At 68.2% G+C, this 26,102-nt stretch carries 26 protein-coding genes; 17 read left to right on the top strand and 9 right to left on the bottom strand.

The window, feature by feature from the left end:
- Positions 1-5: 5 nt before the first annotated feature.
- The 3 genes from B4U45_RS17105 to B4U45_RS17115 are packed head-to-tail and all read left to right on the top strand — an operon-like array spanning position 6 to position 2,969.
- Complete coding sequence (locus tag B4U45_RS17105) at positions 6-641, top strand: SRPBCC family protein (protein ID WP_075546397.1); 636 nt, start codon at positions 6-8, stop codon at positions 639-641.
- Between the two features lie 4 nt (positions 642-645).
- A complete protein-coding gene (locus B4U45_RS17110) occupies positions 646-1,842 on the top strand; it encodes a vWA domain-containing protein (protein ID WP_075546398.1) in 1,197 nt (398 codons plus the stop codon).
- A gap of 11 nt (positions 1,843-1,853) precedes the next feature.
- Entirely contained in the window at positions 1,854-2,969 is a 1,116-nt protein-coding gene (locus B4U45_RS17115; protein ID WP_075546399.1) for a glycoside hydrolase family 76 protein, read from the top strand.
- On the opposite strand, the gene B4U45_RS17120 is transcribed toward B4U45_RS17115, so the two are convergent.
- Positions 2,958-3,629, bottom strand: a complete 672-nt coding sequence (locus B4U45_RS17120; protein WP_219859467.1) for a VTT domain-containing protein — start codon at positions 3,627-3,629, stop codon at positions 2,958-2,960. The genes B4U45_RS17115 and B4U45_RS17120 overlap by 12 nt on opposite strands.
- Before the next feature lie 95 nt (positions 3,630-3,724).
- Between B4U45_RS17120 and fbaA the strand changes: the two genes are divergently transcribed.
- Positions 3,725-4,762 (top strand): class II fructose-bisphosphate aldolase, encoded by a 1,038-nt coding sequence (gene fbaA, locus B4U45_RS17125; protein WP_075546401.1) that lies wholly within the window; start codon positions 3,725-3,727, stop codon positions 4,760-4,762.
- 85 nt (positions 4,763-4,847) lie between these two features.
- Here fbaA and B4U45_RS17130 read toward each other — a convergent pair whose 3' ends face one another.
- The gene (locus B4U45_RS17130; RefSeq protein WP_099223599.1) at positions 4,848-5,666 is read right to left on the bottom strand and encodes an Rv0361 family membrane protein; all 819 of its coding nucleotides are present in this window, start codon (positions 5,664-5,666) and stop codon (positions 4,848-4,850) included.
- Between the two features lie 150 nt (positions 5,667-5,816).
- Here B4U45_RS17130 and B4U45_RS17135 point away from each other — a divergent pair, with 150 nt between their 5' ends.
- A complete protein-coding gene (locus tag B4U45_RS17135; RefSeq protein WP_075546317.1) occupies positions 5,817-6,230 on the top strand; it encodes a DUF3151 domain-containing protein in 414 nt (137 codons plus the stop codon).
- Positions 6,231-6,309: 79 nt separating this feature from the next.
- Here the strand turns inward: B4U45_RS17135 and B4U45_RS17140 are convergent, their stop codons facing one another.
- Genes B4U45_RS17140 through B4U45_RS17150 form a run of 3 tightly spaced genes read right to left on the bottom strand, consistent with a single transcriptional unit; the run spans position 6,310 to position 8,695 of the window.
- On the bottom strand, positions 6,310-7,215 hold the full coding sequence (locus B4U45_RS17140; protein WP_075546316.1) for a cation diffusion facilitator family transporter: 906 nt from the start codon (positions 7,213-7,215) through the stop codon (positions 6,310-6,312).
- Between the two features lie 42 nt (positions 7,216-7,257).
- Positions 7,258-8,037 (bottom strand): site-2 protease family protein, encoded by a 780-nt coding sequence (locus B4U45_RS17145; RefSeq protein ID WP_075546315.1) that lies wholly within the window; start codon positions 8,035-8,037, stop codon positions 7,258-7,260.
- Positions 8,038-8,047: 10 nt separating this feature from the next.
- Positions 8,048-8,695, bottom strand: coding sequence for a peptidase M50 (locus tag B4U45_RS17150; protein WP_083155205.1), 648 nt, complete (start codon positions 8,693-8,695; stop codon positions 8,048-8,050).
- A gap of 87 nt (positions 8,696-8,782) precedes the next feature.
- Here B4U45_RS17150 and B4U45_RS17155 point away from each other — a divergent pair, with 87 nt between their 5' ends.
- The gene (locus tag B4U45_RS17155) at positions 8,783-10,081 is read left to right on the top strand and encodes an adenylosuccinate synthase (RefSeq protein WP_075546313.1); all 1,299 of its coding nucleotides are present in this window, start codon (positions 8,783-8,785) and stop codon (positions 10,079-10,081) included.
- 14 nt (positions 10,082-10,095) lie between these two features.
- Positions 10,096-10,746, top strand: coding sequence for a PaaI family thioesterase (locus B4U45_RS17160; protein WP_089025230.1), 651 nt, complete (start codon positions 10,096-10,098; stop codon positions 10,744-10,746).
- Positions 10,747-10,750: 4 nt separating this feature from the next.
- Here B4U45_RS17160 and B4U45_RS17165 read toward each other — a convergent pair whose 3' ends face one another.
- The gene (locus B4U45_RS17165; protein WP_075546330.1) at positions 10,751-12,079 is read right to left on the bottom strand and encodes a PPE family protein; all 1,329 of its coding nucleotides are present in this window, start codon (positions 12,077-12,079) and stop codon (positions 10,751-10,753) included.
- Between the two features lie 413 nt (positions 12,080-12,492).
- Between B4U45_RS17165 and purT the strand changes: the two genes are divergently transcribed.
- The 3 genes from purT to B4U45_RS17180 are packed head-to-tail and all read left to right on the top strand — an operon-like array spanning position 12,493 to position 15,525.
- On the top strand, positions 12,493-13,860 hold the full coding sequence (purT, locus tag B4U45_RS17170) for a formate-dependent phosphoribosylglycinamide formyltransferase (protein WP_075546311.1): 1,368 nt from the start codon (positions 12,493-12,495) through the stop codon (positions 13,858-13,860).
- Positions 13,857-14,279 carry a rhodanese-like domain-containing protein gene (locus B4U45_RS17175; RefSeq protein WP_099184529.1) on the top strand — a complete coding sequence of 141 codons (423 nt, stop codon included), beginning with the start codon at positions 13,857-13,859 and terminating at the stop codon, positions 14,277-14,279. Before purT ends, B4U45_RS17175 begins: the two co-directional genes overlap by 4 nt.
- Positions 14,280-14,301: 22 nt before the next feature.
- A complete protein-coding gene (locus B4U45_RS17180; RefSeq protein ID WP_075546329.1) occupies positions 14,302-15,525 on the top strand; it encodes an O-succinylhomoserine sulfhydrylase in 1,224 nt (407 codons plus the stop codon).
- A gap of 160 nt (positions 15,526-15,685) precedes the next feature.
- Here the strand turns inward: B4U45_RS17180 and B4U45_RS17185 are convergent, their stop codons facing one another.
- A complete protein-coding gene (locus tag B4U45_RS17185; protein WP_099223589.1) occupies positions 15,686-17,101 on the bottom strand; it encodes an NAD(P)/FAD-dependent oxidoreductase in 1,416 nt (471 codons plus the stop codon).
- Positions 17,102-17,388: 287 nt separating this feature from the next.
- Between B4U45_RS17185 and lpqS the strand changes: the two genes are divergently transcribed.
- Both lpqS and B4U45_RS17195 read left to right on the top strand, forming a co-directional pair.
- Positions 17,389-17,820, top strand: a complete 432-nt coding sequence (lpqS, locus tag B4U45_RS17190) for a putative copper homeostasis (lipo)protein LpqS (protein ID WP_075546308.1) — start codon at positions 17,389-17,391, stop codon at positions 17,818-17,820.
- A gap of 185 nt (positions 17,821-18,005) precedes the next feature.
- Positions 18,006-19,169: a PPE family protein gene (locus tag B4U45_RS17195; protein ID WP_075546307.1), complete on the top strand. Its 1,164-nt coding sequence runs from the start codon at positions 18,006-18,008 to the stop codon at positions 19,167-19,169.
- 48 nt (positions 19,170-19,217) lie between these two features.
- Here B4U45_RS17195 and B4U45_RS17200 read toward each other — a convergent pair whose 3' ends face one another.
- Both B4U45_RS17200 and B4U45_RS17205 read right to left on the bottom strand, forming a co-directional pair.
- Entirely contained in the window at positions 19,218-19,844 is a 627-nt protein-coding gene (locus tag B4U45_RS17200; RefSeq protein ID WP_075546306.1) for a hypothetical protein, read from the bottom strand.
- Positions 19,845-19,913: 69 nt separating this feature from the next.
- Complete coding sequence (locus tag B4U45_RS17205) at positions 19,914-21,101, bottom strand: acyl-CoA dehydrogenase (RefSeq protein ID WP_075546328.1); 1,188 nt, start codon at positions 21,099-21,101, stop codon at positions 19,914-19,916.
- 35 nt (positions 21,102-21,136) lie between these two features.
- On the opposite strand from B4U45_RS17205, the gene B4U45_RS17210 reads away from it, so the two are divergent.
- Genes B4U45_RS17210 through B4U45_RS17230 form a run of 5 tightly spaced genes read left to right on the top strand, consistent with a single transcriptional unit; the run spans position 21,137 to position 26,025 of the window.
- Positions 21,137-21,508, top strand: coding sequence for a DUF3054 domain-containing protein (locus B4U45_RS17210; RefSeq protein WP_075546305.1), 372 nt, complete (start codon positions 21,137-21,139; stop codon positions 21,506-21,508).
- 54 nt (positions 21,509-21,562) lie between these two features.
- A complete protein-coding gene (locus tag B4U45_RS17215; protein ID WP_075546304.1) occupies positions 21,563-22,486 on the top strand; it encodes an SAM-dependent methyltransferase in 924 nt (307 codons plus the stop codon).
- A 7-nt stretch (positions 22,487-22,493) separates the two neighbouring features.
- Positions 22,494-23,579 (top strand): LLM class flavin-dependent oxidoreductase, encoded by a 1,086-nt coding sequence (locus B4U45_RS17220; RefSeq protein WP_075546303.1) that lies wholly within the window; start codon positions 22,494-22,496, stop codon positions 23,577-23,579.
- On the top strand, positions 23,576-24,694 hold the full coding sequence (locus B4U45_RS17225; protein ID WP_075546302.1) for an LLM class flavin-dependent oxidoreductase: 1,119 nt from the start codon (positions 23,576-23,578) through the stop codon (positions 24,692-24,694). Before B4U45_RS17220 ends, B4U45_RS17225 begins: the two co-directional genes overlap by 4 nt.
- Positions 24,691-26,025 carry an NtaA/DmoA family FMN-dependent monooxygenase gene (locus B4U45_RS17230; RefSeq protein WP_075546301.1) on the top strand — a complete coding sequence of 445 codons (1,335 nt, stop codon included), beginning with the start codon at positions 24,691-24,693 and terminating at the stop codon, positions 26,023-26,025. The genes B4U45_RS17225 and B4U45_RS17230 overlap by 4 nt, the downstream gene beginning before the upstream one ends.
- The last annotated feature ends 77 nt before the right edge of the window (positions 26,026-26,102 follow it).

Raw genomic sequence — 26,102 nt, forward strand, 5'->3', positions numbered from 1 at the left:
GCAGCATGAAGATCGCCAACGAGTTCAGCGTCAGCGCTCCGATCGAACAGGCCTGGGACGTGCTGTGCGACCTCGAGAAGGTGATCCCGCTGATGCCCGGGGCGCAACTGACCGGCCACGACGGCGACGACTACCTCGGCAAGGTCAAGGTCAAGGTGGGTCCGGTCACCAGCGAATTCAGCGGCCGAGTGCATTTCGTCGAGCAGGACCGCGACCAGCACCGCGCGGTGATCGACGCCAGAGGCAAGGAAGCCCGGGGCACCGGCAACGCCGCCGCCACCGTCACCGCCCGGCTGCACGAGGCCGGCGAGCGTACCCAGGTGATCGTCGACACCGACCTGAAGATCGTCGGCAAGCTGGCGCAGTTCGGCAGCGGAATGCTGCAGCAGGTTTCGGAGAAGTTGCTGAGCCAGTTCGTCGATTCGCTAGAAGCCGAACTCGCGGCGGCGGGTCCGGCAACCGCGACCGGTGCTGAGCTGCCGGCCGCGCCCGCGCGCTCGGCAGCCAGCGCCGCCGCCGAAACCGCCCCGATCGACCTGCTGGAGCTCGCCGGCGCCGACCGGCTGAAGAAATACGCTGCGGCGGCGCTGGCGGTGACGGCTGTGCTGGTGCTGCTGTGGGTGCTGCGCCGGCGACACTGATCTGATGAACACGCCCATCGGCACGCCGTTGTTGCGGGGCGTCGATCTGGCGGCGTTCGCGGCCGCGATGGTGGCGCGGCTGCGCAGCGCCGGGGTGCACGTATCCGCAAGCGGCCCGGCAAGTTTCGTGCAGGCGCTGCGACAGCTGGTGCCGCACACCGCGGCGACGCTGTACTGGGCCGCCCGGGTGACCCTGGTGAACCGGATGGAAGATCTGGTCGCTTTCGATGCGGTGTTTACCGCGGTTTTCGGCGCCATCGACGCCGCTGTCGTCGGACCGCGCGCGCCGTCGCTGCCGCTTGCCGCCCCCCGTGCCCCCGCGGCCGGGACCGTGCACCGCGCCGGCGGTGGCGCCGACACGCTGCCGTGGGCCACCCGGACCAGCCCCGACGGGACCGGCGCCCCCGGCCCCAGTGTCCACCTGCCCGAGTACCTGCCCAGCCGCATCGCTGCCCTGACCGACGAACCCTTCGACCGGTTCGATCCCGACGACCTCAGGCTCCTCGGGGAGTGGCTGGAGACCGCGGTGCGACGCTGGCCGCGTCGGCGCAGCCTGCGGTTGGAGTCCAGCCGGCACGGCAAGCGCATCGATCTGCGCGCGACCATCAACGCGTCGCGGTCGACCGGCTGGGAGGCGATGCTGCTGGCGCGAAGCAGGCCGCGCCGCCGACCCCGGCGGATTGTGCTGGTCTGCGACGTGAGCCGGTCGATGCAGCCCTACGCCGCGATCTATCTGCATTTGATGCGAGCCGCGGCGTTGCGCCAGGCGGGAATCCGGCCCGAGGTGTTCGCCTTCTCCACGTCCCTGACCCGGCTCACCGCGGTGTTGTCGCACCGCTCGGCCGAGGTCGCGCTGCAACGGGCCAACGCCAAGGTGACCGACCGCTACGGCGGCACGTTCATCGGCCGCAGCGTCGGCGCCCTGTTGGCCCCGCCCTACGGCAATGCGCTGCGCGGCGCGGTGGTCATCATCGCCTCCGACGGCTGGGACAGCGATCCTCCCGACGTGCTGGACCACGCGCTGGCCCGGGTGCGTCGCCGCGCCGAGCTGCTGATCTGGCTCAACCCGCGCGCCGCGGCGGCGGAGTTTCGGCCGCTGACCGGTTCGATGGCGGTGGCGCTGCCCTATTGCGATCTTTTTCTGTCCGCGCACTCACTGGCCGGGCTGCGTCAGCTGTTCGGGCTCGCCGGCACTCGATAGGGTCGGCAGGCATGGACCAGCTCTGGGCCAACCGGGCCGCCACCTCCGAAGCCGCCGTCACCCAGCGGCACCTCAGACGGCTTTGGGCGATGCCGGGGACGCAGCTGGGCGTGGTGGCCTGGCCGGCGGCCCGCAAAGACCGACTGTTCGGCACCTGGCACTACTGGTGGCAGGCGCATCTGCTGGATTGCCTGCTCGATGCGCAGCTGCGGGACCCACAGCCGCAGCGGCACACCAGCATCAACCGGCAGGTCCGCTCGCATCGGCTGCGCAACAACTTCTCCTGGACCAACAGCTATTACGACGACATGGCGTGGCTGGCGCTGGCCCTGGAACGTGCCGCCCGGATCGCCGGTGTCGAACGCAAACGTGCGCTGCCGAAGCTGGCCGACCAGTTCGTCAAGGCATGGGCACCCGAGGACGGCGGCGGCATCCCGTGGCGCAAGCAGGACCAGTTCTTCAACGCCCCCGCAAACGGCCCGGCCGGGATCTTCCTGGCCCGCTATGACGACTGGCTGCAGCGGGCCCAGCAGATGGCCGACTGGATCGACCGCACGCTGATCGACCCGAAGACGCAGCTGGTGTTCGACGGCATCAAAGCGGGATCGTTGGTCCGTGCCCAGTACACCTACTGCCAGGGCGTGGTACTCGGCCTGGAGACCGAATTGGCGGCCCGCACCGGCGACCAGCGTCACTTCGCCCGGGTGCAGCGGCTGGTCGCGGCCGTGGACGAGCACATGGCGCCGGCGGGCGTGCTCCGCGGCGCCGGCGGCGGCGACGGCGGCCTGTTCGCCGGTATCACCGCTCGCTACCTGGCGCTGGTGGCCACCACGTTGCCGGCCGACTCCGCCGACGACGTCGCGGCTCGCCGCACCGCGGCCAAGATAGTGCTGTCCTCGGCAAAATCAGCGTGGGACTACCGGCAGACGGTGGACGGGTTGCCGGTATTCGGGGCGTTCTGGGACCGTGACGCCGAATTGCCCACCGCGGGCGGACAGCAGGCGCAGTTCGTCGCGGGAGCGGTGAACAGCTCCGAGATTCCCGAGCGCGACCTGTCGGTACAGCTGTCGGGCTGGATGCTGATGGAGGCCGCCCACAGCGTCGCCGTCGTCGGCTCACTCGGGTAGCGCGGCCTCGTTTTTGTCCCGTCGCCGTGACCGGTAGGTACGCCATGCCGCCGTCATCACCGGCAGCAGCGAGATGAACAGAATGCCCAGGATGATCTTTTCCAAGTTGTGGTGCACGAACGGCACATTGCCCAGGAAATAGCCGGCCAGCGTCGCACCCGCACCCCAGGCGATGCCGCCAACGATGTCGAACGCGAGAAATACCGGATAGCGCATGTAAGACACGCCGGCGACCACCGGGACGAAGGTGCGCACGAACGGCGCGAAGCGGGCCAGGATGATCGTCCAGGGCCCGTATTTTTCGAAGAATGCATGCGACTCGGTCACATAGTGCTTCTTGAAGAACCGCGAATCTTCCTTCTTGAACAGTGCCGGCCCGATCCGGCGGCCGATGAAGTACGCGTTCTGATCGCCGAGCACCGCCACCAGGGCTACCGCCGGGGCGAGCACTCCGATGGTGACCGGCGGGTTGGCACTGGCGGCCAACAGTCCGCCGGGGAACAGCAGCGATTCCCCCGGAAGCAGCGGAAACAGCAGGCCGGTCTCGATGAAGACGATGATCAAGATCCCGGGCAGCACGGCAGATCCGAAAACGCCGTCGGCACCCAACCAGTACATCGGGTCGAGGATGTCCGGCAGGGCCGTCACGGCGGTGCTCACGATGTCCCAACATACCGGGCCGGACCCACCGGCCTGGACACAAACCGGTGAGTTGCAATACTGATGAGACCCAGCATTCTTCGAGGAGGAAGTTCATGCCCATAGCCACGCCCGAGGTCTACGCCGAGATGCTGGGACGTGCCAAGGAGAACGCGTACGCCTTCCCGGCCATCAACTGCACGTCGTCGGAGACCGTCAACGCCGCGCTCAAAGGCTTCGCCGACGCCGGCAGCGACGGCATCATCCAGTTCTCCACCGGGGGAGCGGAGTTCGGCTCCGGCCTCGGCGTCAAGGACATGGTGACCGGCGCGGTTGCGCTGGCCGAGTTCGCCCACGTCGTCGCGGCAAAATACCCGATCAATGTCGCGCTGCACACCGATCATTGCCCCAAGGACAAACTCGACAGCTACGTGCGGCCGCTGCTGGCTCTGTCGTCGGAGCGGGTGAGTAAGGGCGGCAATCCGCTGTTCGGATCGCACATGTGGGACGGCTCCGCGGTGCCGATCGACGAGAACCTGGTGATCGCCCAGGAGCTGCTCAAAGCGGCGGCGGCCGCCAAGATCATCCTCGAGATCGAGATCGGCGTGGTGGGCGGCGAAGAGGACGGCGTCGCCAACGAGATCAACGACAAGCTCTACACCACCCCGGACGACTTCGAGAAAACCATCGACGCGCTCGGCGCCGGTGAACACGGCAAGTACCTGCTGGCCGCGACGTTCGGCAACGTGCACGGCGTCTACAAGCCCGGCAATGTGAAGCTACGTCCCGACATCCTGGCCCAGGGACAGAAGGTGGCGGCGGCCAAGCTCGGGTTGTCTGAGGGCGCCAAGCCGTTCGATTTCGTCTTCCACGGCGGGTCCGGCTCGCTGAAGTCCGAGATCGAGGAAGCGCTGCGCTACGGCGTCGTGAAGATGAACGTCGACACCGACACCCAGTACGCGTTCACCCGCCCGATCGCCGGTCACATGTTCACCAACTACGACGGCGTGCTCAAGGTCGATGGCGAAGTGGGGGTTAAGAAGGTCTACGACCCGCGCAGCTACCTCAAGAAGGCCGAGGCTTCGATGACCGAGCGGGTGATCGAGGCCTGCAACGACCTGCACTGCGCCGGCAAGTCGCTCGGCTCGGGGTGAGTTCGACCCCGCGAGCAGTCATAGACTCGCACAAATCCGCTACGCGGCGTGCGATTCTGTGACTGCTCGCGCGGGAGATCGCACGCTAATTGCTCGGGGACTGGCAGATTTTCCACTGGTCGTCGCGGAACTGCAGGTCGAGGCTGCGCGTCGAGCGGACCTGCGGGTCGTAGGCCATGAACGTGGTGACATTGGCTTCCGCGTGCTGACCGTTGACGACCACCTGGTCGATACTGGCAATCACCGGATACTGCTTGGCGGCCGAGACCCGTCGATAGGTTTCGCTCCAGGAGCGTTCGTCGTAGTCCACGTAGCCGTCGCGGGTGGTGCCGCAGGTGATACTGCGCAGCGTGGTCAGGTCGCCGGTCTGGATTGCCACGTCGAAGCTCTGAATGGTCTGCCGCACCTGGTCTTCCTGCGACACCTTCGAATGCTTGCCGCGGGTGAACAGCACCGTGCCCAGGATGGCGATGGCCGCCACCGCTAACACGATCACGACAATCGCCAGCACCCAACCCCAATTGCGTTGTCTCAATGGCGGCTTGCCGCCGCGAGGCGGAATCGACTGTGGCATAGCGGCTTTCGGTGGTACACCAATCGGGGGCGGGGGACCGGGCGGTGTCGGGGGGGTGTGGAACACCTCGGTGGCCGGCTCGGGCGAAGTGGCGATGACCTGGGTCTCCTTCGCGTCGAAGCCCGGCGCGGTAAAGCGGCGTTCCCGCGGCAGGTCCGCGTCCGCCGATCCCGGGTTGTGCTCCGGGTCGGATGTGGAGATCACCACGGTCTCGGTTTCGGCGTCGTCGGGGATCAGCGGCTGGCCCTCGGTGCCTGCGGCGCCTTCATTGCCGGCCGACTGGCCCCCGGTTTCGGTGTCGCCGCGGTCGGGTTCGGGTGCGTTGGGCATAAGCGCTGTTGTCCTCCCGCTGTCGAGTGGGTAGTTCGGAGCTTAGCGATTCGACCCCCGATTCGCCTGATCGCCGAGGTGGGGCGGGGTGCTTGGAAAATGACCACCGGCGCGATGAGGGCGGATGCGCAAAGTTGCAGAATAGGGGTCATGACGCCGATGGGTGATCTTCTGGGACCTGATCCGATCCTGCTTCCCGGCGACGGTGACGCCGAGGCCGAGCTGCTTGCCGGAGAAAACCCGGGTATCGTCGCCGCCGCACATCCGTCGGCGTCGGTGGCCTGGGCGGCGCTGGCCGAGGAGGCGCTCGGCGACGACAAGGCCATCACCGCCTACGCCTACGCCCGTACCGGCTACCACCGGGGCCTGGACCGGTTGCGCCGCAACGGCTGGAAGGGCTTCGGTCCGGTGCCATATGCACACCAGCCCAATCGAGGCTTTCTGCGCTGCGTGGCGGCGCTGGCGCGAGCCGCCGACGCCATTGGGGAAACCGACGAGTACGACCGGTGCCTGGACCTGCTGGACGACTGCGACCCCGCGGCGCGCCCGGCGCTGGGCCTCTGACCGGGTTGGTCAACGCAGGTCGTCGATGACGTAACTGTCTGGGCTTCACGCAGCGGCCGGATCAGGCGATCGGTCATGGTTACAGGTTGGCAGCGCAGTGTCCGGCATCCTCGGGAAGCTCTACCTGAACAGTGGCGTGCTTCAGCCCCCGGGCGTAGAGCAGCGCGCGCGCGTCCCGCAGCACGGTGGTCAATTCGCCGCCGCTGGTCAGGTGTGCGGTGACCATGTCCTTGCCCGGCGAAAGTGTCCACACGTGCAGGTCATGCACGTCCGTCACACCGTCCACGGAGCCCAGCGCCGACCGAAGCTCGGCCACGTCGATGTGGCTGGGTGACGACTCGGAAAGGATGCGCAATGCCGCGCGGGCCAGCGACAGCGCCCTCGGCGCTACCCACGATGCGACCAGCACGGCGACCACCACGTCGGCATAGGGCCAGCGCGTCGTGACGGTGACCACGCCGGCGATCAACACGCCGAAGCTGCCGACGGTATCGGCCACGACTTCCATGTAGGCGCCCTTGACCGCAAGACTGCCCTCGGAATGGGACCGCAGCAGCATCGCCACGACGAAGTTTGCGACCAGGCCCGCCAGCGCCACCACGATCATCGGCATCCCGGGCACCGCGGGAGCCTCGCGAAGCCGGTCCACCGCTTCGTAGAGGATGAACAGCGCGACCCCAATCAGCAGCACCGCGTTGGCTACCGCGGTGAACACCTCGGCTCGATGCCAGCCGTAGGTGCGATCCGGTGACGAGCTGCCGCGCCTGGCGAGCACGACGGCGGCCAGCCCCATGAACACGGCGACGACGTCGGTGAGCATGTGTCCGGCGTCGGCCAGCAGCGCGATCGAGTTGATCAGCAGCGCCGTGGTCAGTTCCACCACGAAGAACGCCGCCAGGATGGCCGCGGCGATGACCATCCGGGGGATCATCCGAGAGGCGCTCGCCGCTGTAGTCGTGTGACTGTGATTGTGACCGGCACCCATAGCCATCAATATATGCACACTCATGCATATATTGCAACGGGGTCAGATCCAGCGGCCCCAGAAGCGGGTCAGCGAATTGCCGGCCCCCGCGAGCACGTGCGGCACACCGGAGAAGTCAAAGAGCCAGCCCACCAGCCCGAACAGCCACTGGTTCAACACCGGCGCCAGCAGCACGAACAGCAGGATGAAGATGCCGAACTGTTTGGCCGGCGCCAGCGCCCGCTGCGTCTCCGGACTCAGGTGCGGCTCCAAAGCGTCGTAACCGTCCAGGCCCGGGATCGGCAGCAGGTTCAGCACCAGCGCCATGATCTGCAAGAAGCCCAGGAACGCCACCCCGGCCCACAGCACCCAGTGGTGCTCGTCGTAGAGCAACCGGGTTGCGGTCAGCAGCAGGATCGCCAGCGCCAGATTGGCCGCCGGCCCGGCCAGGCTGACCAGACTGCGACGGGTCGGCGTCATAAACCAGGTCCGCAGGTAGACCGCCGCGCCCGGCAGGCCGATGCCACCCAACGCGATGAACACCATCGGCAGCAGCAGCGACATGGCCGGATGGCTGTAGCGCCGCGGGTCCAGCGTCAGGTAGCCGCGCACCGCGGCGTCGTGGTCGCCGAATCGCCAGGCGGTGAACGCATGTCCGAACTCGTGCAGGCACAGCGAGACCAACCAGCCGGCGATCACGAAGATGAACACCCCGGCATAAGCCAACGGCCGCACACTGGCCCCGGCCAGCCACGCCAGCGCCCCGCCCATGGCCGTCAGTGCGACCAGGCCCAGAAATATCGGGCTGGGTCGCACCGACTCGTGCAGGCCCGTCTCTTTCACCGGTCGAAAACTACCGGACGAGCAGCCAGCCTTCGACGTGGCGGTAGAACGCGGATCTTCGCACCGATCGGGGTGCCGCGACACCGTCGCGCACCACGCGGGCACCGGTGGTGCCCAGCTGAGCGGCGCGTCCGCTGACCCAGCGGCGCCACGGTCCGGTGTCCAGGGCGGCCCGCAGGCCCGGCAGCTCTGGGGACGGCTCGATCAACACCCCGGCGACATCGCCGTCGAACAACACGGTGTCGTCGACCACCGCCTCGCCGTGGATCAACTGCGCCGGATCAACAGGTCGCCAACGGGCGCGGCCGACGATCACCGTCCCGGTCTCGTCCCGGATCAGCGGCACCCGATGCGCCGTTCCCCGCCGCGCCCGCCGCGCCGCACGGCGCCCGGCCGGCAACCGGTACACCCGGCAGGCCCTGGTGCGCCGCCGCGGCGCGTAGCCGACCTCGATGTCGAGCCGGTCGACGCGCAGCAGCCGGGTCAGCACGCCGGCAAGGTCGGCGTCATCGCCGACCACGACGAGCCGCCGGCAGGCGCGCACTGCGGTGTCGACGTCGTCGGGTCGATGCGTCGGCAGGCCGGTCAACGTGGCAGGCACCGGCCGATCACCGAACACCAATACCGCGGTGCTGGGCGGTTTCGCCCCGTTATGCATGGTTCCTCGCAAACCGCTGGGTAGGGTAAGTCACCGGCTGGACCACAATAGGCGGGCACAACCCGCGAGAGCAGGTGGGAGCGCGTCATGCCGGCAATCGTCTTGATCGGCGCCCAGTGGGGCGACGAGGGCAAGGGTAAAGCCACCGATCTGCTCGGGGGGCGGGTGCAGTGGGTGGTGCGTTACCAGGGCGGCAACAATGCCGGGCACACGGTCGTGCTGCCGACCGGCGAGAACTTCGCGTTGCACCTCATCCCGTCGGGCGTGCTGACCCCCGGCGTCACCAACGTCATCGGCAACGGCGTGGTGATCGACCCCGGGGTCCTGCTTGACGAGCTGCACGGCCTGGAAGAGCGCGGGGTCGACACCTCCAAGCTGCTGATCTCGGCCGACGCGCATCTGCTCATGCCCTACCACGTGGCCATCGACAAGGTGACCGAGCGCTACATGGGCAGCAAGAAGATCGGCACCACCGGCCGCGGCATCGGCCCCTGCTACCAGGACAAGGTGGCCCGCATGGGGATCCGGGTCGCCGATGTGCTCAACCCCGAGCAGCTGGCCCACAAGGTCCAGGCCGCACTCGAGTTCAAGAACCAGGTGCTGGTCAAGATCTACAACCGCAAGGCCCTGGAGCCGGAGCAGGTGGTCGAGTCGCTGCTGGAGCAGGCCGACGGCTTCCGCCATCGCATCGCCGACACCCGGCTACTGCTCAACAATGCGCTCGATGCCGGCCAAACGGTGTTGCTGGAAGGCTCCCAGGGCACGCTGCTCGACGTCGACCACGGCACCTACCCCTATGTGACCTCGTCGAACCCGACCGCGGGCGGGGCGGCCGTGGGCTCGGGCATCGGCCCCACCCGAATTCGGACGGTACTGGGCATCCTCAAGGCCTACACCACCCGGGTGGGTTCGGGTCCGTTCCCCACCGAGCTATTCGACGAGAACGGTGAATACCTGTCCAAGACTGGCGGCGAATTCGGGGTGACCACCGGCCGGCGCCGGCGCTGTGGCTGGTTCGACGCCGTCGTCGCGCGCTACGCCACCCGGGTCAACGGCATCACCGACTTCTTCCTGACCAAACTCGACGTGCTGTCCAGCCTGGAAACGGTGCCGGTGTGTGTCGGCTATCGGATCGACGGAAAGCACACCGACGAGATGCCGATGACCCAGAGCGATCTGTGCCGTGCCGAGCCGGTCTACCAGGAGCTGCCGGGATGGTGGGAAGACATCTCCGCCGCGCGCGACTTCGACGACCTGCCCGCCAAGGCCCGTGACTACGTGCTGCGCCTGGAAGAGCTTGCCGGAGCACCGGTTTCGTGCATCGGTGTGGGTCCCGGCCGGGATCAGACCGTCGTACGCCGCGACGTCCTGGCGGCCCGCCCGTGACGCACTATTCCTCGCTGGGTTCAGACGGATGCCCCGAAGAAGAAGATCCCGAATACCAGCACCACGGCGGCTTTCCGGAATACGGTCCGGCCAGCCCCGGCGCGGGCTTCCGCCGTTTCGTGACGACGATGCGCCGGTTGCAGGACCTGGCGGTGTCGGCAGACCCGGGTGACGACGTGTGGGACGAGGCCGCCGCGCGCGCCGCCGCGCTAGTCGAGCTGCTGGGCCCGTTCCAGGCGGAGGAAGGAAAGGGGCCGGCCGGGCGAACCCCCGATCTGCCCGGCATGGGCAGCCTGTTGCTGCCGCCGTGGACGTTGACCCGCTACCGGCCCGACGGTGTGGAAATGACGGGTTCGTTCAGCCGGTTTCATGTCGGCGGCAACCACGCGGTGCACGGTGGCGTGCTGCCGTTGCTGTTCGACCACATGTTCGGCATGGTGTCGCATGCGGCCGGGCGGCCGATCAGCCGGACGGCCTTCCTGCACGTCGACTACCGCAAGATCACCCCGATCGATACGCCGCTGGTCATCCGGGGACGAGTGACGCGTACCGAGGGCCGCAAGGCGTTCGTGTCCGCGGAATTGGTCGACGCGCGCGATTCCGGCGAGGCGACGTTGGCCGAGGGCACCGGCCTGATGGTGCGGCTGCTTCCCGGCCAGCCCTAGGGAGCTACTGGCTTTGGCTGGGGTTGGGAGGCACCACGATGATGGTCGCCCCCGGGATCGCCGCCAGCGTCGCGGCCAGGTTGGCTACCACGCCGGGCGGTAAACCGGACGGCAAGCCCGGGATGTTCGTGCCGGCGGCCGCCGGGATCGAGGGCGCGTTCGCCGCTGGTCTGCTGGCCGCCGCGGCCCCGCCGCCCGCTGCCGGTGCGGCCGCGGCCGGGGTCGACGAGGAGGCGCTGCCCCGGGCCGCCAGGCCCGCCAGGCTGGTCCCGGCCAAACCCGCCGCCGCCATGCCGGCATACCCGTCGTCCGAACTACCTGTCATGAACATCGGTGTGGTGCCGGGGAACATCGCAGCGACTTGGCGCACTGCCGGGGGAAGCATCCAGCCCTGTGGCACCGAAAGCCCGCCGATACTGGCCGAGTAGCCGGACAGCGCGGTGACCGGCGGCTGGGGCGGGGTGAATACCCGCCCCGGCAGTGGGACGGGGTTGGTCCTTCCGCGGCTGGGGCCAAGGACATCAGGCGAGCCGCCGTCGGCACCGTCGTCGGCTCCCTTGGCGCCCGGATCCTTCTCCCATTCGTCGACCTCGTCGTGGCGATAGATTTCGATCAGCTGCGCCGCCTGCAGCCCCCAGCTGCCGGCCGCGACGATCACCGCTGCGGCCACCAGCAGATCGAGCTCGCCCAGCGGCGTCGGCAATCCGACCGACTGGGCCGTTGGCAACGCGGCGGTCGTCAATGCCGCGGCCGGGGCGGCCGTGATCGCCGTCTGGGCGCCGGTGGCGTCGGCCGCAGGTTCGATCCCGGTCGTGGTTTGCGGCGGGGCGGTAAACGGCGGCAACTCCGACGCGGCCGCCGAGCTGCCGGCGTAACCGTCCATGGCGACGATGTCCTGAGCCCACATTTCGCTGTAATCGGCTTCACTGGCGGCGATCGCCGGCGTGTTCTGTCCGAAGATGTTCGTCCGCGCCAGCGAGATCATGGTGCCGCGGTTGGCCGCGATCTCCCCCGGGGGCACCGTCGCCGCATACGCGGATTCGTAGGCGTTGGCCGCGGCGATGGCCTGAGCCGCGGCCTGCTCGGCCTGAGCGGCAGTAGCCCTCATCCACGCCACGTAGGGAGCAGCCGCGGCCGCCATGGACAGCGCCGAGGGGCCTTGCCACTCCTCACCGGCGAGCCCGGAAATCACCGCCGAGTAGGACGCGGCCGTCGCATTGAGCTCGTTGGCCAGCCGCCCCCAGGCCGTCGCCGCGTGCAGCAGTGGAGCTGCACCGGGTCCGGCGTACATCCTGGCGGAATTGATTTCCGGCGGCAGCGCCGCAAAGTCCATTCCGATGGTTCCCGGGGTCATCGGCGCGCTCCTCCAGGGTCCGCGGCGCCGGCGTTGGTCGCCCCGCCGGCCGCATCCACGGCCGGCTGTGTCATCACGAAAGGCATGGACTTTCTCCTTGACGGAATTGCGCGGTCCGCGAAGGGCCTTCTATTTCGGATGGCGCGAGTGACCGCCCGCCGCTCTCCGGACCCACGTGCTCATGGGCCAGGCAAACACCGGGCTGTGAGCAGGGTTACACAAAAACTCGACAAATGAGCGCAGAAGCGCCTTTCTCTTATCGAGCCCACGGTTACGGCGGGTAATTGCGTTGCCGCGGGTCCCGCTGGTGCCGCCGGGTTCGGTGCCCGCGCCAGCGCCCCTATCCTTGAGCCTTGGGCAGCAGGACCACTACCGATGGAGAGGGTGAGCTGGTGACTGACGGCTTGACCGAGGGACGGGATGAGCTCACCGGTAAGGACGAACGGCCGGCCGCAAGCGACGGCGCGGCTCGGGACGACGCGACGACGGCCCTGGAGGTGTCGCCCGCCGCAACCGGTCAGCCGGCTGCGGCCGAGCCCGATGGCAGGCCGCGGGTGTTGTTGCTGGGCTCTGGCGAGCCGAGCCGGGAGCTGACAGTTGCGTTACAAGGCTTCGGCGCAGAGGTGATCGCTGCCGACGAACGCCCCGATGCGCCCGCGCACCGCGTCGCCGACCAGGCGCTGGTCGTCTCCATGACCGATGCCGACGAGCTGGGGGCCCTCTTCGCCCGGCTGCATCCGGACTTCGTGGTGACGCTCACCGATGCGGTCAGCGCCGACGCGCTCGATGCTCTCCAAGCCGGCCAAGCCCGGCAGCCTCCGGCTGACGGTTGGCACACCGAGCTGGTGCCCAGCGCCCGCAGTGTCCGGCTGACCCGTGACCGGGAAGGCCTGCGCAAGCTGGCCGCCGACGAACTCGGCCTGCCTACCGCGCCGTTCTGGTTCGTCGGATCGCTTGCCGAACTGCAGGCGGTGGCCGCTCACGCCGGCTACCCGCTGATGGTCAAACCCGTCGCCAAGGTGAGCGGGCGGGAGCGATCGGTGGTCCGCGGGTCCGACGAGATCGAGCGCGCCTGGCGCCTCGCGGCCGGCGATGAGGTCGTGGGCGCACACCCCAGGGTGTGGGCCGAGACGGTGGTCGATATCCAGGTGCTGGTCACCCTGATCGTGGTGTGCACCGACGGGCCGGCGGGACCGGAAATCACCTTCTGCGCGCCGGTCGGTTATCGCGGCGCAGACGACCGAGGTGATCGGGACCTGGAATCCTGGCAACCGCAACAGCTGAGTACCGCCGCACACGACGCGGCCAGGTCGATAGCCGCCCGCATCGTGAAGGCGCTCGGCGGACGGGGTGTCTTCGGCGTCGAATTGATGGTCAACGGCGACGAGGTGTACTTCGCCGACGTCACCGCGTGGCCGGGCGACAGCGCCTGGGTGACCCTGCGCAGCCAGCGGCTTTCCGCCTTCGAGCTGCAGGCCCGGGCGGTCATGGGCCTTGGGGTGGACACCTTGATGGTGTCGCCGGGCGCTGCCCGGGTGATCGGGCCGGGCCGGGCCGCTGCCGGCGTGGCACCCAGTGCCGAGACGCTGACGGCCGCGCTGAGCGTCCCGGAAAGCGATGTCCGGGTGTTTACCAGTGCGCACGCCGGGGTGCCACGCAGGCTCGGTGTGGCGCTGGCTACCGCGCCCGACGTGGGGACCGCGCGCGGCCGCGCCCGAGACGTCGCCGATCGGCTCAGTATGCGAGACTCGGGCAAGTGAGCTACGCGGGAGATTTAACGCCACTCGAAGCATGGAAAACGCTCAGCGACCACCCTGAGGCTGTGTTGGTGGACGTGCGGACCGCCGCCGAGTGGCATTTCGTCGGTGTACCCGACCTGTCCAGCCTTGGCCGCGACGTCGTCTACATTGAGTGGAACACCGTCGACGGAGCGCGCAACCCGAACTTCGTCGCCGAATTACAGGATGTGATCGCGCCCGCGGAAGGTTCGGGCGAACGGCCGGTCGTTTTCCTATGCCGCTCCGGTCATCGCTCCATTGGCGCCGCCGAAGCCGCAACCCGCGCCGGGATCACGCCGGCCTACAACGTGCTGGACGGCTTCGAAGGGCACCTCGACGCCGAGGGTCATCGTGGTGTAGTCGGTTGGCGGGCAATCGGATTGCCCTGGAGGCAGGGGTGATCCGGTGACGGGGGTGGCGGGGTTGACCGGCGAGGGTTCGGTCCGCACGCCCAAGCCGCTGCCCGACGGTGTCGGCCAGGCCACCATCGGCGTGCGCGGCGGGCTGCTGCGCTCGGGGTTCGACGAGACCGCCGAGGCGATGTATCTGACGTCCGGCTATGTCTACGAGTCGGCGGCGACGGCCGAGCAGTCGTTCAGCGGCGAGCTGGACCACTTCGTGTACTCCCGCTACGGCAACCCGACGGTGTCGATGTTCGAGGAGCGGCTGCGGCTGATCGAGGGAGCGCCGGCGGCGTTCGCCACCGCCAGCGGCATGGCGGCGGTGTTCACCTCGCTGGGCGCGCTGTTGGCGGCCGGTGATCGATTGGTGGCCGCGCGCAGCTTGTTCGGATCGTGTTTTGTGGTGTGCAACGAGATCCTGCCGCGCTGGGGAGTGGAGACGGTTTTCGTCGACGGCGACGACCTGTCGCAGTGGGAGCAGGCGCTGGCCGCCAAGCCTACCCAGGCGGTGTTCTTCGAGACGCCGGCCAATCCCATGCAGTCGCTGGTGGACATCGCCGCGGTGACCGAGCTGGCACATGCCGCTGGTGCAAAAGTGGTGCTGGACAATGTTTTTGCCACGCCATTGCTGCAGCAGGGCTTTCCGCTCGGGGTCGATGTGGTGGTGTACTCGGGCACCAAGCACATCGACGGCCAAGGCCGGGTGCTCGGCGGCGCCATCCTCGGTGACAAGGAGTACATCGACGGCCCGGTGCAGAAGCTGATGCGCCACACCGGACCGGCGATGAGCGCCTTCAATGCCTGGGTGCTGCTGAAAGGCCTTGAGACACTTGCAGTTCGGGTGGAGTACAGCAATTCCTCGGCGCTGCGGATCGCAGCGTTCCTGGAAGCCCATCCCGCGGTGAGTTGGGTGCGCTACCCGTTTTTGCCGTCACATCCGCAGTACGACCTGGCCAAGCGGCAAATGTCCGGCGGTGGGACCGTCGTCACCTTTGCGCTGGACGCTCCGGAGAGTGCGGCCAAGCAACGGGCGTTCGAGGTGCTCGACAAGCTCGCGCTGATCGATATCTCCAATAACCTCGGGGACGCGAAATCGCTTGTCACGCATCCGGCTACCACGACGCACCGGGCGATGGGCCCGGAGGGCCGCGCCGCGATCGGCCTGGGTGACGGCGTGGTCCGCATCTCGGTCGGCCTGGAAGGCACCGACGACCTGATCGCCGATCTGGATCGGGCGTTGAGCTAATCGGGGCGGTCACGTTGTTGGGTCATGGAGTGTGCTCGACGAGCGAGCCTGCATCCAGTGCGTCCACTCTGCGGCCAGAGCGCTGCTGAGTGCGATTTCGTCGCTCTCAGCGCAGAATGAAAACCTGACCCCGTTTAGGCTTCGCCGGCTTAGTCGCAACCTAACCGACCGCTCGCTGTTCGGCTTTTTCGGCCTGCTCGGCGGCGGCCAGCGCGCCTTGTTCGGCGTGCGCCTGGACATAGCGCATCGCGAGCCTGGCGTAGACCATCTGGCTGGTGATGGCCATCTGGCCGCGGGTGCGGCCCAGGAAGGCAAGCCCCCAGGAGTACGCGGCGGCAATGCGGTTGCGGTGGCCCACCAGGTACAGCAGATGCAGCAGCAGCCACGCCAGCCAGGCGAAGAAGCCGGCGAACTCGATCTTGCCGATCTTGGTGACGGCGCTGAAATGCGAGATGAGCGCCATGCTGCCCTTGTTGACATAGTGGAAGGGCTTGCGGTTGGCCGCGTCGTCGTGGCCCTTCACCGCGTGCTTGATGATCGTGGTCGCATATCGCGCCCCCTGGATCGCGCCCTGGGCCATCCCCGGCACTCCGGGCACCGCCATCAAATCACCGACCACGAAGACGTACGGATGCCCCTTGACGGTGAGGTCGGGCTCCACGATCACCCTTCCGGCGCGGTCGATTTCGGTTCCCTCGGACTGTTCGGCCACCATCTTGCCCAGCGGGCTCGCCTGCACGCCGGCCGCCCACACCTTGCACGCGCAGTCGATGCGGCGCTCGGTGCCGTCTTTGTCCCGGACCGTGATGCCCTTGTAATCCACGGCGGTCACCATCGCGTTCAGCTGGATTTCGACGTCCATCTTCTCGAGCTTTCGTTGCGCCTTGAGACCCAACTTGGGGCCCATCGGCGGCAGTACCGCGGGTGCGGCGTCGATCAGGATTACCCGGCACTCGCTGGGCGTAATGGTGCGAAACGCTCCGGCTAGGGTGCGCTCGGCGAGTTGGACAATCTCCCCGGCGAGCTCCACACCGGTGGGCCCGGCCCCGACAACGACGAAGGTCAGCCGGCGTTCGCGCTCGGCATGGTCGGTGGCCACTTCGGCGGCCTCGAACGCGCCGAGGATGCGGCCACGCAGCTCCAGGGCATCGTCGATGGTCTTCATGCCGGGCGCGAAGATGGCGAAATCGTCGTTGCCGAAATAGGACTGCTGCGCACCGGCGGCCACGATGAGACTGTCGAACGGCGTGACGGTCTCCATGTCCATCAATTTCGACGTGACCGTTTTCGCGTTCAGGTCCATGTCGATGATCTCACCCAGCAATACCCGCACGTTCTTTTGGTTGCGCAGGATCAGCCTGGTGGTCGGGGCGATGTCACCCTCGGACAGGATTCCGGTGGCCACTTGGTACAGCAGCGGCTGGAACAAGTGGGTGGTCGTCTTGGAGATGAGGGTGACGTCGACGTCGGCCCGCTTGAGTGCCTTGGCCGCGGTCAGCCCGCCGAAACCGCTGCCGATGATGACGACGTGATGGCGCCTGCCGACGGACGGGCCTTCGCTGGGTGGGGGCGTCATGGTCCTCCTTCGGTTTTCGTCATTCCGCGGCAGTTCCCGGGGTCACTGCGGCGCATGTACACCGTACGACTTCGCCCGGGCTGACGTCGATTGTTTCCGGTCCCAACGGTGCGTCGAGCACTAGCTGCGGTCTGGCTTCCGGTCGTGTTAGGAATCAAACTTATTGCCGGCCAGTCTCGTTCGTCTAGTGACGTTATCGGTTGGGTGCGGTCGGGACTAATGGCGGTGCCTTTCTGGAGAACGGCACAACGGTTGCAATATACGGGAGGGGGGTATATGCTGCCGCCGTGGACATCCGGCAGGCGGGCGCTGCCTCGAGGCTGCTTGGCCGCGCTGCGCTCATCGCGGCTCTGGCCGCGTTGCTGCTCGGGGTGGCAGGCGGTCATTGCGGGCTGCCGCGATGGGATTTTGCCCCGGCCCACCTATCACAGTCGCGCCCCGCGACGCTCGCGACGCCGACCGCTCAGTTGGTGGTCGACGGGCAGCACGCGCAGCGTTCCGACGCTGCGGCATCGCCGTGTCCCGGCAAGCTGGCGACGGCCGTACTGCCGCAGTCAGTCGCGCCGGTCTTGGGTGTCGTCGCCGTGCTCACGGTGGTCGGTCTCGTTGGTCTGCTCGTTGACCCGATGGTGTTCGGTGGGCGCAGTCCACCTGCCACGCCGCCTTGCGTCATCTCCGGTCGGGTGCTCTTGACCCGGCTCTGCGTAGCGCGTCGCTGACCAGTCGAGTCGCCGCACCCCGTTCACGGCTCGGCTGAAAACCGACAATTGGTCTGTCTTCGGCGGGCGTCCTCGTTGCGATCGGTGTTTTCGCCGGCGCCTCAGGAGTCAAAGCTGCTGAGCGGCAGCGCATCTGATGTTCATCACAATGCGCGTAGGGCCAATTGAGTTGGAGGTCAAGAGAAATGGATTTCGGTGCTTTGCCGCCCGAAGTCACTTCGGCAAGAATGTACGCCGGTCCGGGAGCGGGGTCGCTGCTGCTTGCTGCGGCGGCGTGGGAAGCGGTAGCCGACGAGCTCTACTGCGCGGCGAATTCCTGCGCCGCGACCATCGCGGCCGTCACCGGCCAAACCTGGATAGGCCAGGCAGCGGTGGCGATGGCGACGGCGATGGGGCCCTACCTGGCGTGGCTGACAGCGACCGCGGACCTCGCCCGGCAGAGCGCTGTTCAGGCGCGGGCGGCCGCGAGCGCCTTCGAAACGGCGCGCGCGGCTGTTGTGCCGCTACCGGTGATCGCGGCCAACCGTGCCTTGCTGATGCTGCTGAGCGCGACCAACGTGCTGGGTGTCAACACTCCCGCGATCGCGGCCGTGGAAGCCGAATACGGGGAGATGTGGGCCCAAGATGCCGCCGCCATGTATGGCTATGCCGGTGCTGCGGCCGCGGCGTCGACCTTGACGGGTTTCGCGCCGCCCCCCGAGATGACGAATCCGGCCGGGCTGGCCGACCAGGCCGCGGCCGCCGGGAAGGCGGTCAACGCCGCGACGCTCAGCGCTGTCTCGACGGTGCCCCTGGCGTTGCAGCAACTTGCACAGCCGGTCGCGGCGTCGACCTCCGGGTGGACCTTCGCGGAATGCCTGAGCCTGCTGTCCTCGTTGACGTCGCCCGCCAGTGCGGCCGCCTCGACGATGAGTTCGACGATGTCGGCAATGTCCTCGGTGAGCTCGGTGGCAAAGCTTCTTGGCTCGTCTACCACCGTGGTGGCGAGCGAAGCCGCGACCCTGGGCTCGGCACTGTCCGGTGTCGGAGCGGCGGCGCCGGCGGCAGGGCTGTTCACGGCGGGCATACCCTCGGCCATCGCGGCCGAAGTGGGCAAGGCCGCGTCGCTGGGACCGTTGTCGGTGCCGCCGAGTTGGGCCTCGGCCGCGATGACGGCCAGCCCCGCGGCCGCGCCGTTCAGCGGCGCCGCCGCTGTTCCGGTGGCCCAGTCAGCTGGGAGCGGAAACCTGTTGGGTGGGTTGCCTGTTGCCGGAATGCCCGGCCGCGGTGGCGGGAGCGGCCTGAACAGCGCGACGTCGCGGGCCGGGGCGGCCCCCACGGTGATGCCGCGCCCGCTGTTCGGCGGATGAGCCCGCCGGGTCCGGTGTGTCACGACGGACCGGGCGACGAAATCTAGCTCACGGCCAGCCGCTTGCGTTGTCCGCGTATCTGGCGTTGAGTGCGGTGCAGAAATCCGCGGCCGTGCCGGCGAGCAAGATGTAGTAGACCTCGGTGCGCCGCAGATCGCCGTCGGTTGGGGTGGTCCAGCCGTTGTTGCACATGGCGTTTTCGCCGCCCGCCGTCGACCGGCGCCAATTGGTCTTGACGCAGCTGACCAACGCGTCGACGTTGGGAGTGGTGCTCTTGGCCGTGACCAACATCGCGCCTCCCCATTGCCCGTCGGCGCGTCGGTAGGCGCGTGCCGCGAACGGGGAGCCCGATCCCGCGCCGTTGCTCTGGCAGGCCAGCACGCGGCGTAACAGCACGAAGGGGGCGGCCAGCTGCGGGTCGGTCACCGCGGCGGCCGCGGTGATGAACTGCGCCGCGTCCGAACCGTCGACCTCTTGGACGTTCGGGTTGGTGAGACCGGTCAATTGCTGCGAAACGCCCGGCGCTGCGCCGCCGCCACCGATGTTCGGTCCGCTGCCGGTCGAGGTCATCGGCGGCAGGGTGACGGTGGGATCGGCGGCGGCCGTGGAGGATACCGCCAGGGCGCTCACGGACAGTCCGAACACAGCGACGGCGATGACGATCCGGTGTGACATAAGCCCATCATCTCCTGTCCCGGCGCCACGGGTGGGCTAGATTCGACAACAGGGCCCGCCGGCGCCGGGTCAGCGGAATGCCGCCAGGCCGGTGAAGGCCTGGCCGAGGACCAGCTGGTGCATCTCGGGGGTGCCCTCGTAGGTCAGCACCGATTCCAGGTTGACCATGTGCCTGATCACCGGGTACTCCAGCGATATTCCGTTGCCGCCCAGGATCGTCCGCGCGGTCCGGCAGATCTCGATCGCTTCGCGGGTGTTATTGAGCTTGCCGAAACTGACCTGTTCGGGACGCAGGCCGACACGGTCTTTGACCCGTCCGAGGTGCAGCGCGAGCAGCTGGCCCTTGTGCAGTTCCACGGCCATGTCGACGAGCTTCGCCTGAGTCAACTGGAATCCGGCGATGGGACGACCGAATTGGGTGCGCTGCATCGAATAGTCCAGCGCGGACTGCCACGCCGAGCGCGCCGCGCCCATTGCGCCCCAGGCGATTCCGTAACGCGCCTCGGACAGGCACGCCAGCGGCGCCCGGAGTCCAATAGCGTTGGGCAGCATCGCTTCTGCGGGCAACCGGACGCTGTCGAGCACCAACTCGCTGGTGATCGACGCCCGCAGCGAGAGCTTGTGGTGAATGGTGTTGGCGGCAAAGCCCGGGGCGTCGGTGGGCACGACAAAGCCGCGGATCCCCTCGTCGGTGCCGGCCCATACGATCGCCACGTCAGCGACCGAACCGTTGGTGATCCACATCTTTCGCCCGTCGAGCAGCCAATCCGAGCCATCACGTCGGGCCCGCGTCTTCATGGCGGCCGGGTCGGACCCGGCGTCGGGTTCGGTCAGCCCGAAGCAGCCGACCAGCTCACCGGCCGCCATGCCGGGCAGCCATTGCTGCTTCTGCTCCTCGGAGCCGTGGTGCCAGATCGCGAACATCGCCAGCGAACCCTGTACCGACACCAGCGACCGGATGCCGGAATCGGCGGCTTCCAGCTCCAGGCAGGCCAGGCCGTAGTGGACCGCCGACGAGCCCCCACATCCGTAGCCGTGCAAATGCATTCCCAGCAGGCCGAGTTGGCCGAACTGCTTGGCCAGTTCGCGGGCCACCGGCAGGTCGCCGTCCTCGAACCACTCGGTGACGAACGGTGTCACGTGCTCGGCGCAGAATTGGCGGACGGTGTCGCGCACCGCGAGCTCGTCGGGGGACAGCGACGCGTCCAGCCCGAGCGGGTCGTAGCGGTCGAAGGCGGGCGGTGTGTCAGTGCTCATGAACCCCATCCTGCCCGGCCCGGTAATCTCGCTGCATGCAACCGCCGCACAGGCTCTGCTGGCTGAGCTCGTTGGCCACCGACGTGGTCGCCGTCCTGATCTTCTGCGCTCTCGGGCGCCGCAGCCATGCCGAGGGCATCAGTGTCGGCGGCGTCGCGACGACGGCATGGCCGTTCCTCAGCGGGACCCTTGCGGGATGGCTGGTGTCGCGTGGTTGGCGACGGCCCACCAGCGTGATACCCACCGGGGTGACGGTGTGGATCGGCACCGTCGCGGTCGGCATGGTGTTGCGCAAGGCCAGTTCGGCCGGTGTGGCGGTGAGTTTCGTCGTGGTCGCCTCGTCGGTCACCGGGGTGTTGTTGCTCGGTTGGCGTGCGGCCGCCGGGCTGCTGCTGCGCCGCCGGTGACGATGCTTGACGAGGCTTGACGAGGCGCGACGAGGCGCAGCAAGGTGAGGCGCGATGGTACGCACCGATGACGACGACTGGGATCCGGCCACCGGCGTCGGGGTGACCGCCACCTTCGGCGCCACCGCCAGGGCCGTCGCCGCCGGCGCCGGGTTGCTCAACGACCCATTCGCCGAACCGTTGGTTCGCGCCGCGGGAGTGCCGTACTTCACCCGGATTATCGACGGAGATCTGGGCGAGGCCGACCAGGACAACCAAGCCGACTCGGCCGACAACCGGACAACGGCCGGACTCATCGACATTCTGGTGACGCACACCCGGTTCCTCGACGGTTTCCTTGCCGAGGCGGGCCGGGCGGGGATTCGTCAGGCGGTGATCCTGGGGTCGGGCCTGGACGCCCGGCCGTATCGGCTGTGGTGGCCGCCGGGAACGACGGTGTACGAGATAGACCAGCCCCGGGTGATCGAATTCAAGACTGGCTTGTTGCACGGGCTGGGCGTCAAGCCGACCGCGCACCGCCGTGCGGTCGGCATCGACCTTCGTCAGGATTGGCTCGCGGCCTTGTGGCGGGTCGGTTTCGACGCGGACCAGCCCACGGTGTGGATTGCCGAGAACCTGCTCGTGGGCTACCTACCGCCCGGCGGGCAGCAGCGGTTGCTGAACGACCTCACCGCGGTGAGCGCGGTCGGCAGCCGGTTCGCCGCCGATCACATGCCCACCTGGACACCGTTACAGCAGAAGGCGGGACGGGCTTTCGTCGACCGCTGGCGAAGGTTCGGCCTGGACGTGGACCTGGCCGCGCTGACGTATCCGGGTGAATACCGTTATCTGCCGGAATGGTTGGCATCCAATGGCTGGAAGACGGTGGAACGCGACGTCGTCGAGCTGTTCGCCGCGATGGGAATGCCGGGCCACTGGAGTGTGCGGCCCCGAGACGTGGCGATCACCCCCAGGTATGTCACCGCGACACGGGTGTAGGGCTGACATGACGGATCTGCTGCATCTGGCGGTCGCGCTGGACGGGTACGGCTGGCACCCGCAAGCCTGGCGGACAACCGCGGCGGTCGACTCCCGGTCGGTGCTCAGCGGCGGTTACTGGGCCGACGTGGCGGTCACCGCCGAACGCGGCCTGCTCGACTTTCTGACCATCGACGACACGTTGATGCCACAGCCGGGCCGCCGCGAGCGAATCGATCCGCGGCGGCTGGCCGGCCGCGCCGACGCCGTGCTGGTCGCGGCCCGCGTCGCGCCCGTGACCCGGCACATCGGTCTGGTCCCGGTGGCCACGATCACCCACACCGAGCCCTTCCACGTTTCGAAAGCCATTGCCACGCTTGACTTTGTGTCGCACGGCCGGGCCGGCTGGCAGCCCAGGGTCAGTGCCACCACCCACGAGGCGGCCCTGTTCGGCCGCCGCTCGGTGAACCCCGCCGAATTGTTCGACGAAGCCCGGGATTACGTCGAGGTGGTGCGCCGGCTCTGGGACAGCTGGGAAGACGACGCGGTGATCCGCGACGCGGCCACCGGGCGCTACATCGACCGGGACAAATTGCATTACGTCGACTTCGCCGGAAAGTACTTCGCGGTCAAGGGGCCGTCGATAACCCCGCGGCCGCCGCAGGGTCAGCCGGTGGTGGCCGCGCTGGCGCACGCGGTGCCCGTCTATGAATTCGCGGCCGCCGCAGCAGATATCGTCTTCATCACGCCGACCGACCAATCGCTGCCGAGCATCCTCGACGACGTGCGCGCCGCCGGCGGGCAGCTGAAAGTGTTTGCCGACGTGGTGGTTTGCTTCCACGATGCCGGCGACTTCCGCTCCGACGCACTCGTCTGGACGGGCGACGCATCGGATTTGGTTGAGCTGCTGCTGCATTGGCAGCGCCACGGCGTTGACGGTGCGCGGCTGCGGCCCGCGGTGAACGCTTTCGATCTTCCGGTGATCGTCGACGAAGTGGTGCCGCTGCTGCAGCGTGCCGGCCGGTTCCGGACGCGTTATCGCGACACCGAGACGCTGCGCCAGCGACTCGGCCTGCCGGCCGCACCCAACCGATATGCGGCGGTGAGCCGGTGATCCCGCTGTCGGTCTTGGACCTGTCGCCGATCAGCGCCGGCAGCGACGCGGCGACGGCGCTGCGCAACACCGTCGAGCTGGCTCAGCACGCCGAGCGCTGGGGCTATCGCCGGTTCTGGGTCGCCGAGCATCACTTCGTCGCGGTCGCCAGCGCCGCACCGGCGGTGCTGATCGGTCAAATTGCCGCGGCCACCAACCGGATTCGGGTAGGGTCGGCCGCGGTCCAGCTCAGCCACACCACCGCTGCCGCGGTGGTCGAGAGCTTCGGCATGCTCGACGCTTTCTATCCCGGTCGCATCGATCTGGGCCTGGGCCGGTCCGCGCAGCGACGCGGCGTCACGCCGCGGGACCCGGCCAAACCTCGGGTACCGCGACCGCCGGCGCAATGGCGCGAGGTCGACGGTGTGGTGATTCCGCCGCCGTTCGACCTGCGCACCCTGCTGGCAAGCGGCCGGGTGCAAGCCACCATGGCGATCCTGCAGCAGCCCGAGGCGGTCGCACCCGACGTCGCCGAGCAGGTCGGCGACATCATCGCCATGCTGGCCGGCGGCTATCGGGTGGACGGCTTCGACGTGCACGCGGTGCCCGGCGAAGGGGCCGCGCTGACCCCATGGATCTTCGGCAGCAGCAAGGGGCGCAGTGCCGCGTTGGCGGGTGCGTTGGGATTGCCGTTTGTGGCCAGCTATCACCTCACCCCGGCCACCGCGCTGGACGCCGTCGACGCCTACCGCGCCGCCTTCGTGCCGTCGGCGTATCTGCCGCGGCCCTATGTCGTGGTGTCGGCGGACGTCGTGGTCGCCGACGACTCCGACACCGCCCAGCGGCTGGCATCCAGTTACGGCCACTGGGTGTACTCCATCCGGGCGGGCGGCGGGGCTATCCCCTATCCCGACCCGGCCGATTGCGCTCCGCTGACCGACCAGCAGCGCGCCGTGGTCATCGACCGGCTGGCAACGCAATTCGTCGGAAACCCGGACCAGGTCGCGCAGCGGTTGCGCGCACTGCAACGGATCACCGGCGCCGACGAACTCGTCATCACCTCGGTGACGCACCGGCACCGGGATCGGCTGCGCTCGCATGAATTGATCGCGCGGCATTGGGGGCTAACCTCATGAACCGCAAGTCCATTCACCTCGCGGCCCACTTCCCGGGGGTGAACAACACCACGGTGTGGACCGATCCGAGTGCCGGCAGCCAGATCGAATTCGACTCCTTCGTGCACCTGGCCCGCACCGCCGAACGTGGTCTGTTCGACTTCTTCTTCCTGGCCGAGGGGCTGCGGTTACGGGAGCACCGGGGCCGGATCTACGACCTGGACGTGGTAGGCCGGCCGGACACTTTCACCGTGCTGGCGGCGCTGTCCGCCGTCACCGACCGGATCGGCCTGACCGGGACCATCAACACCACGTTCAACGAACCATTCGAAGTGGCAAGGCAATTCGCCACGCTCGACCACCTGTCCGACGGCCGGGCCGGCTGGAACATCGTCACCTCGTCGGACGCGTTCACCGGCGCCAACTTTCGCCGCGGCGGCTTTCTCGACCATGCCGACCGATACGCGCGGGCCGAGGAGTTCCTCGCCGTCGCCCGAAAGTTCTGGGACAGCTGGGCACCCGGCGCGGTGCCGGCTGACGTCGAGAGCGGCGTCTACCTCGACCCGGACCGAATCCGCCGCGTCGAATACTCGAGCAGCCACTTCGAGGTGGGCGGTTTCGCCACCCTTCCGGCGGGACCGCAGGGGGATCCGGTGCTGCTGCAAGCCGGCGACTCCGCGCAGGGACGGGCATTCGCAGCCCGCCATGCCGACGCCGTGTTCACCCTGCACACGTCCCTGCACGACGGTCAGCGCTACTACGCAGACATGAAGGGCCGGGCCCGCTCCTACGGCCGGGACCCCAACCAGCTCAAGGTGTTTCCGGCGGCGACCGTCGTCATCGCGGACACCGATGCCGAGGCGCAGGACAAGGCGCGACACATCCGCCGGCAACAGGTCAGCGGCGCCACCGCGATCGCGATGCTCGAGCAGGTGTGGGGCCGTGACCTGTCGGACTACGACCCCGATGGCCCGTTGCCCGATGTGGAGCCGATCGCCGACGGCGCCATCAGCCAGGGCCGCGTTCGCCACGTGGATTCCGTTGCGCTGGCACGGCGGTACCGGGATAAGGCCTTCGCGGAGAACCTCTCGATCCGGGAACTGGTCATCGCCGTCACCAGCCGCCAGCAGTTTGTCGGCAGTCCCGCGCGCATTGCCGACGAAATCGACCGCTACGTCCAGGCCGACGCCTGTGACGGGTTCATCCTGGTGCCGCATCTGACACCGCACGGACTGGACGAATTCGTCGATTGGGTGGTGCCGCTGTTGCAGGAGCGCGGCGTGTTCCGCACCGAGTACGCCGGTGCGACGCTGCGTGCGCATCTGGGCCTGGGGCCGGGTTCGCGGGTGTAAGGATTCCGCAAACGCGGCGATTGCCGGCGCCGCCATGGCGTTATAGTACATCGACAACCAGGGTTGACAATATGCAC

Origin of the sequence: Mycobacterium persicum, from assembly GCF_002086915.1 — a bacterium.
Classification (GTDB): Bacteria; Actinomycetota; Actinomycetes; order Mycobacteriales; family Mycobacteriaceae; genus Mycobacterium; species Mycobacterium persicum.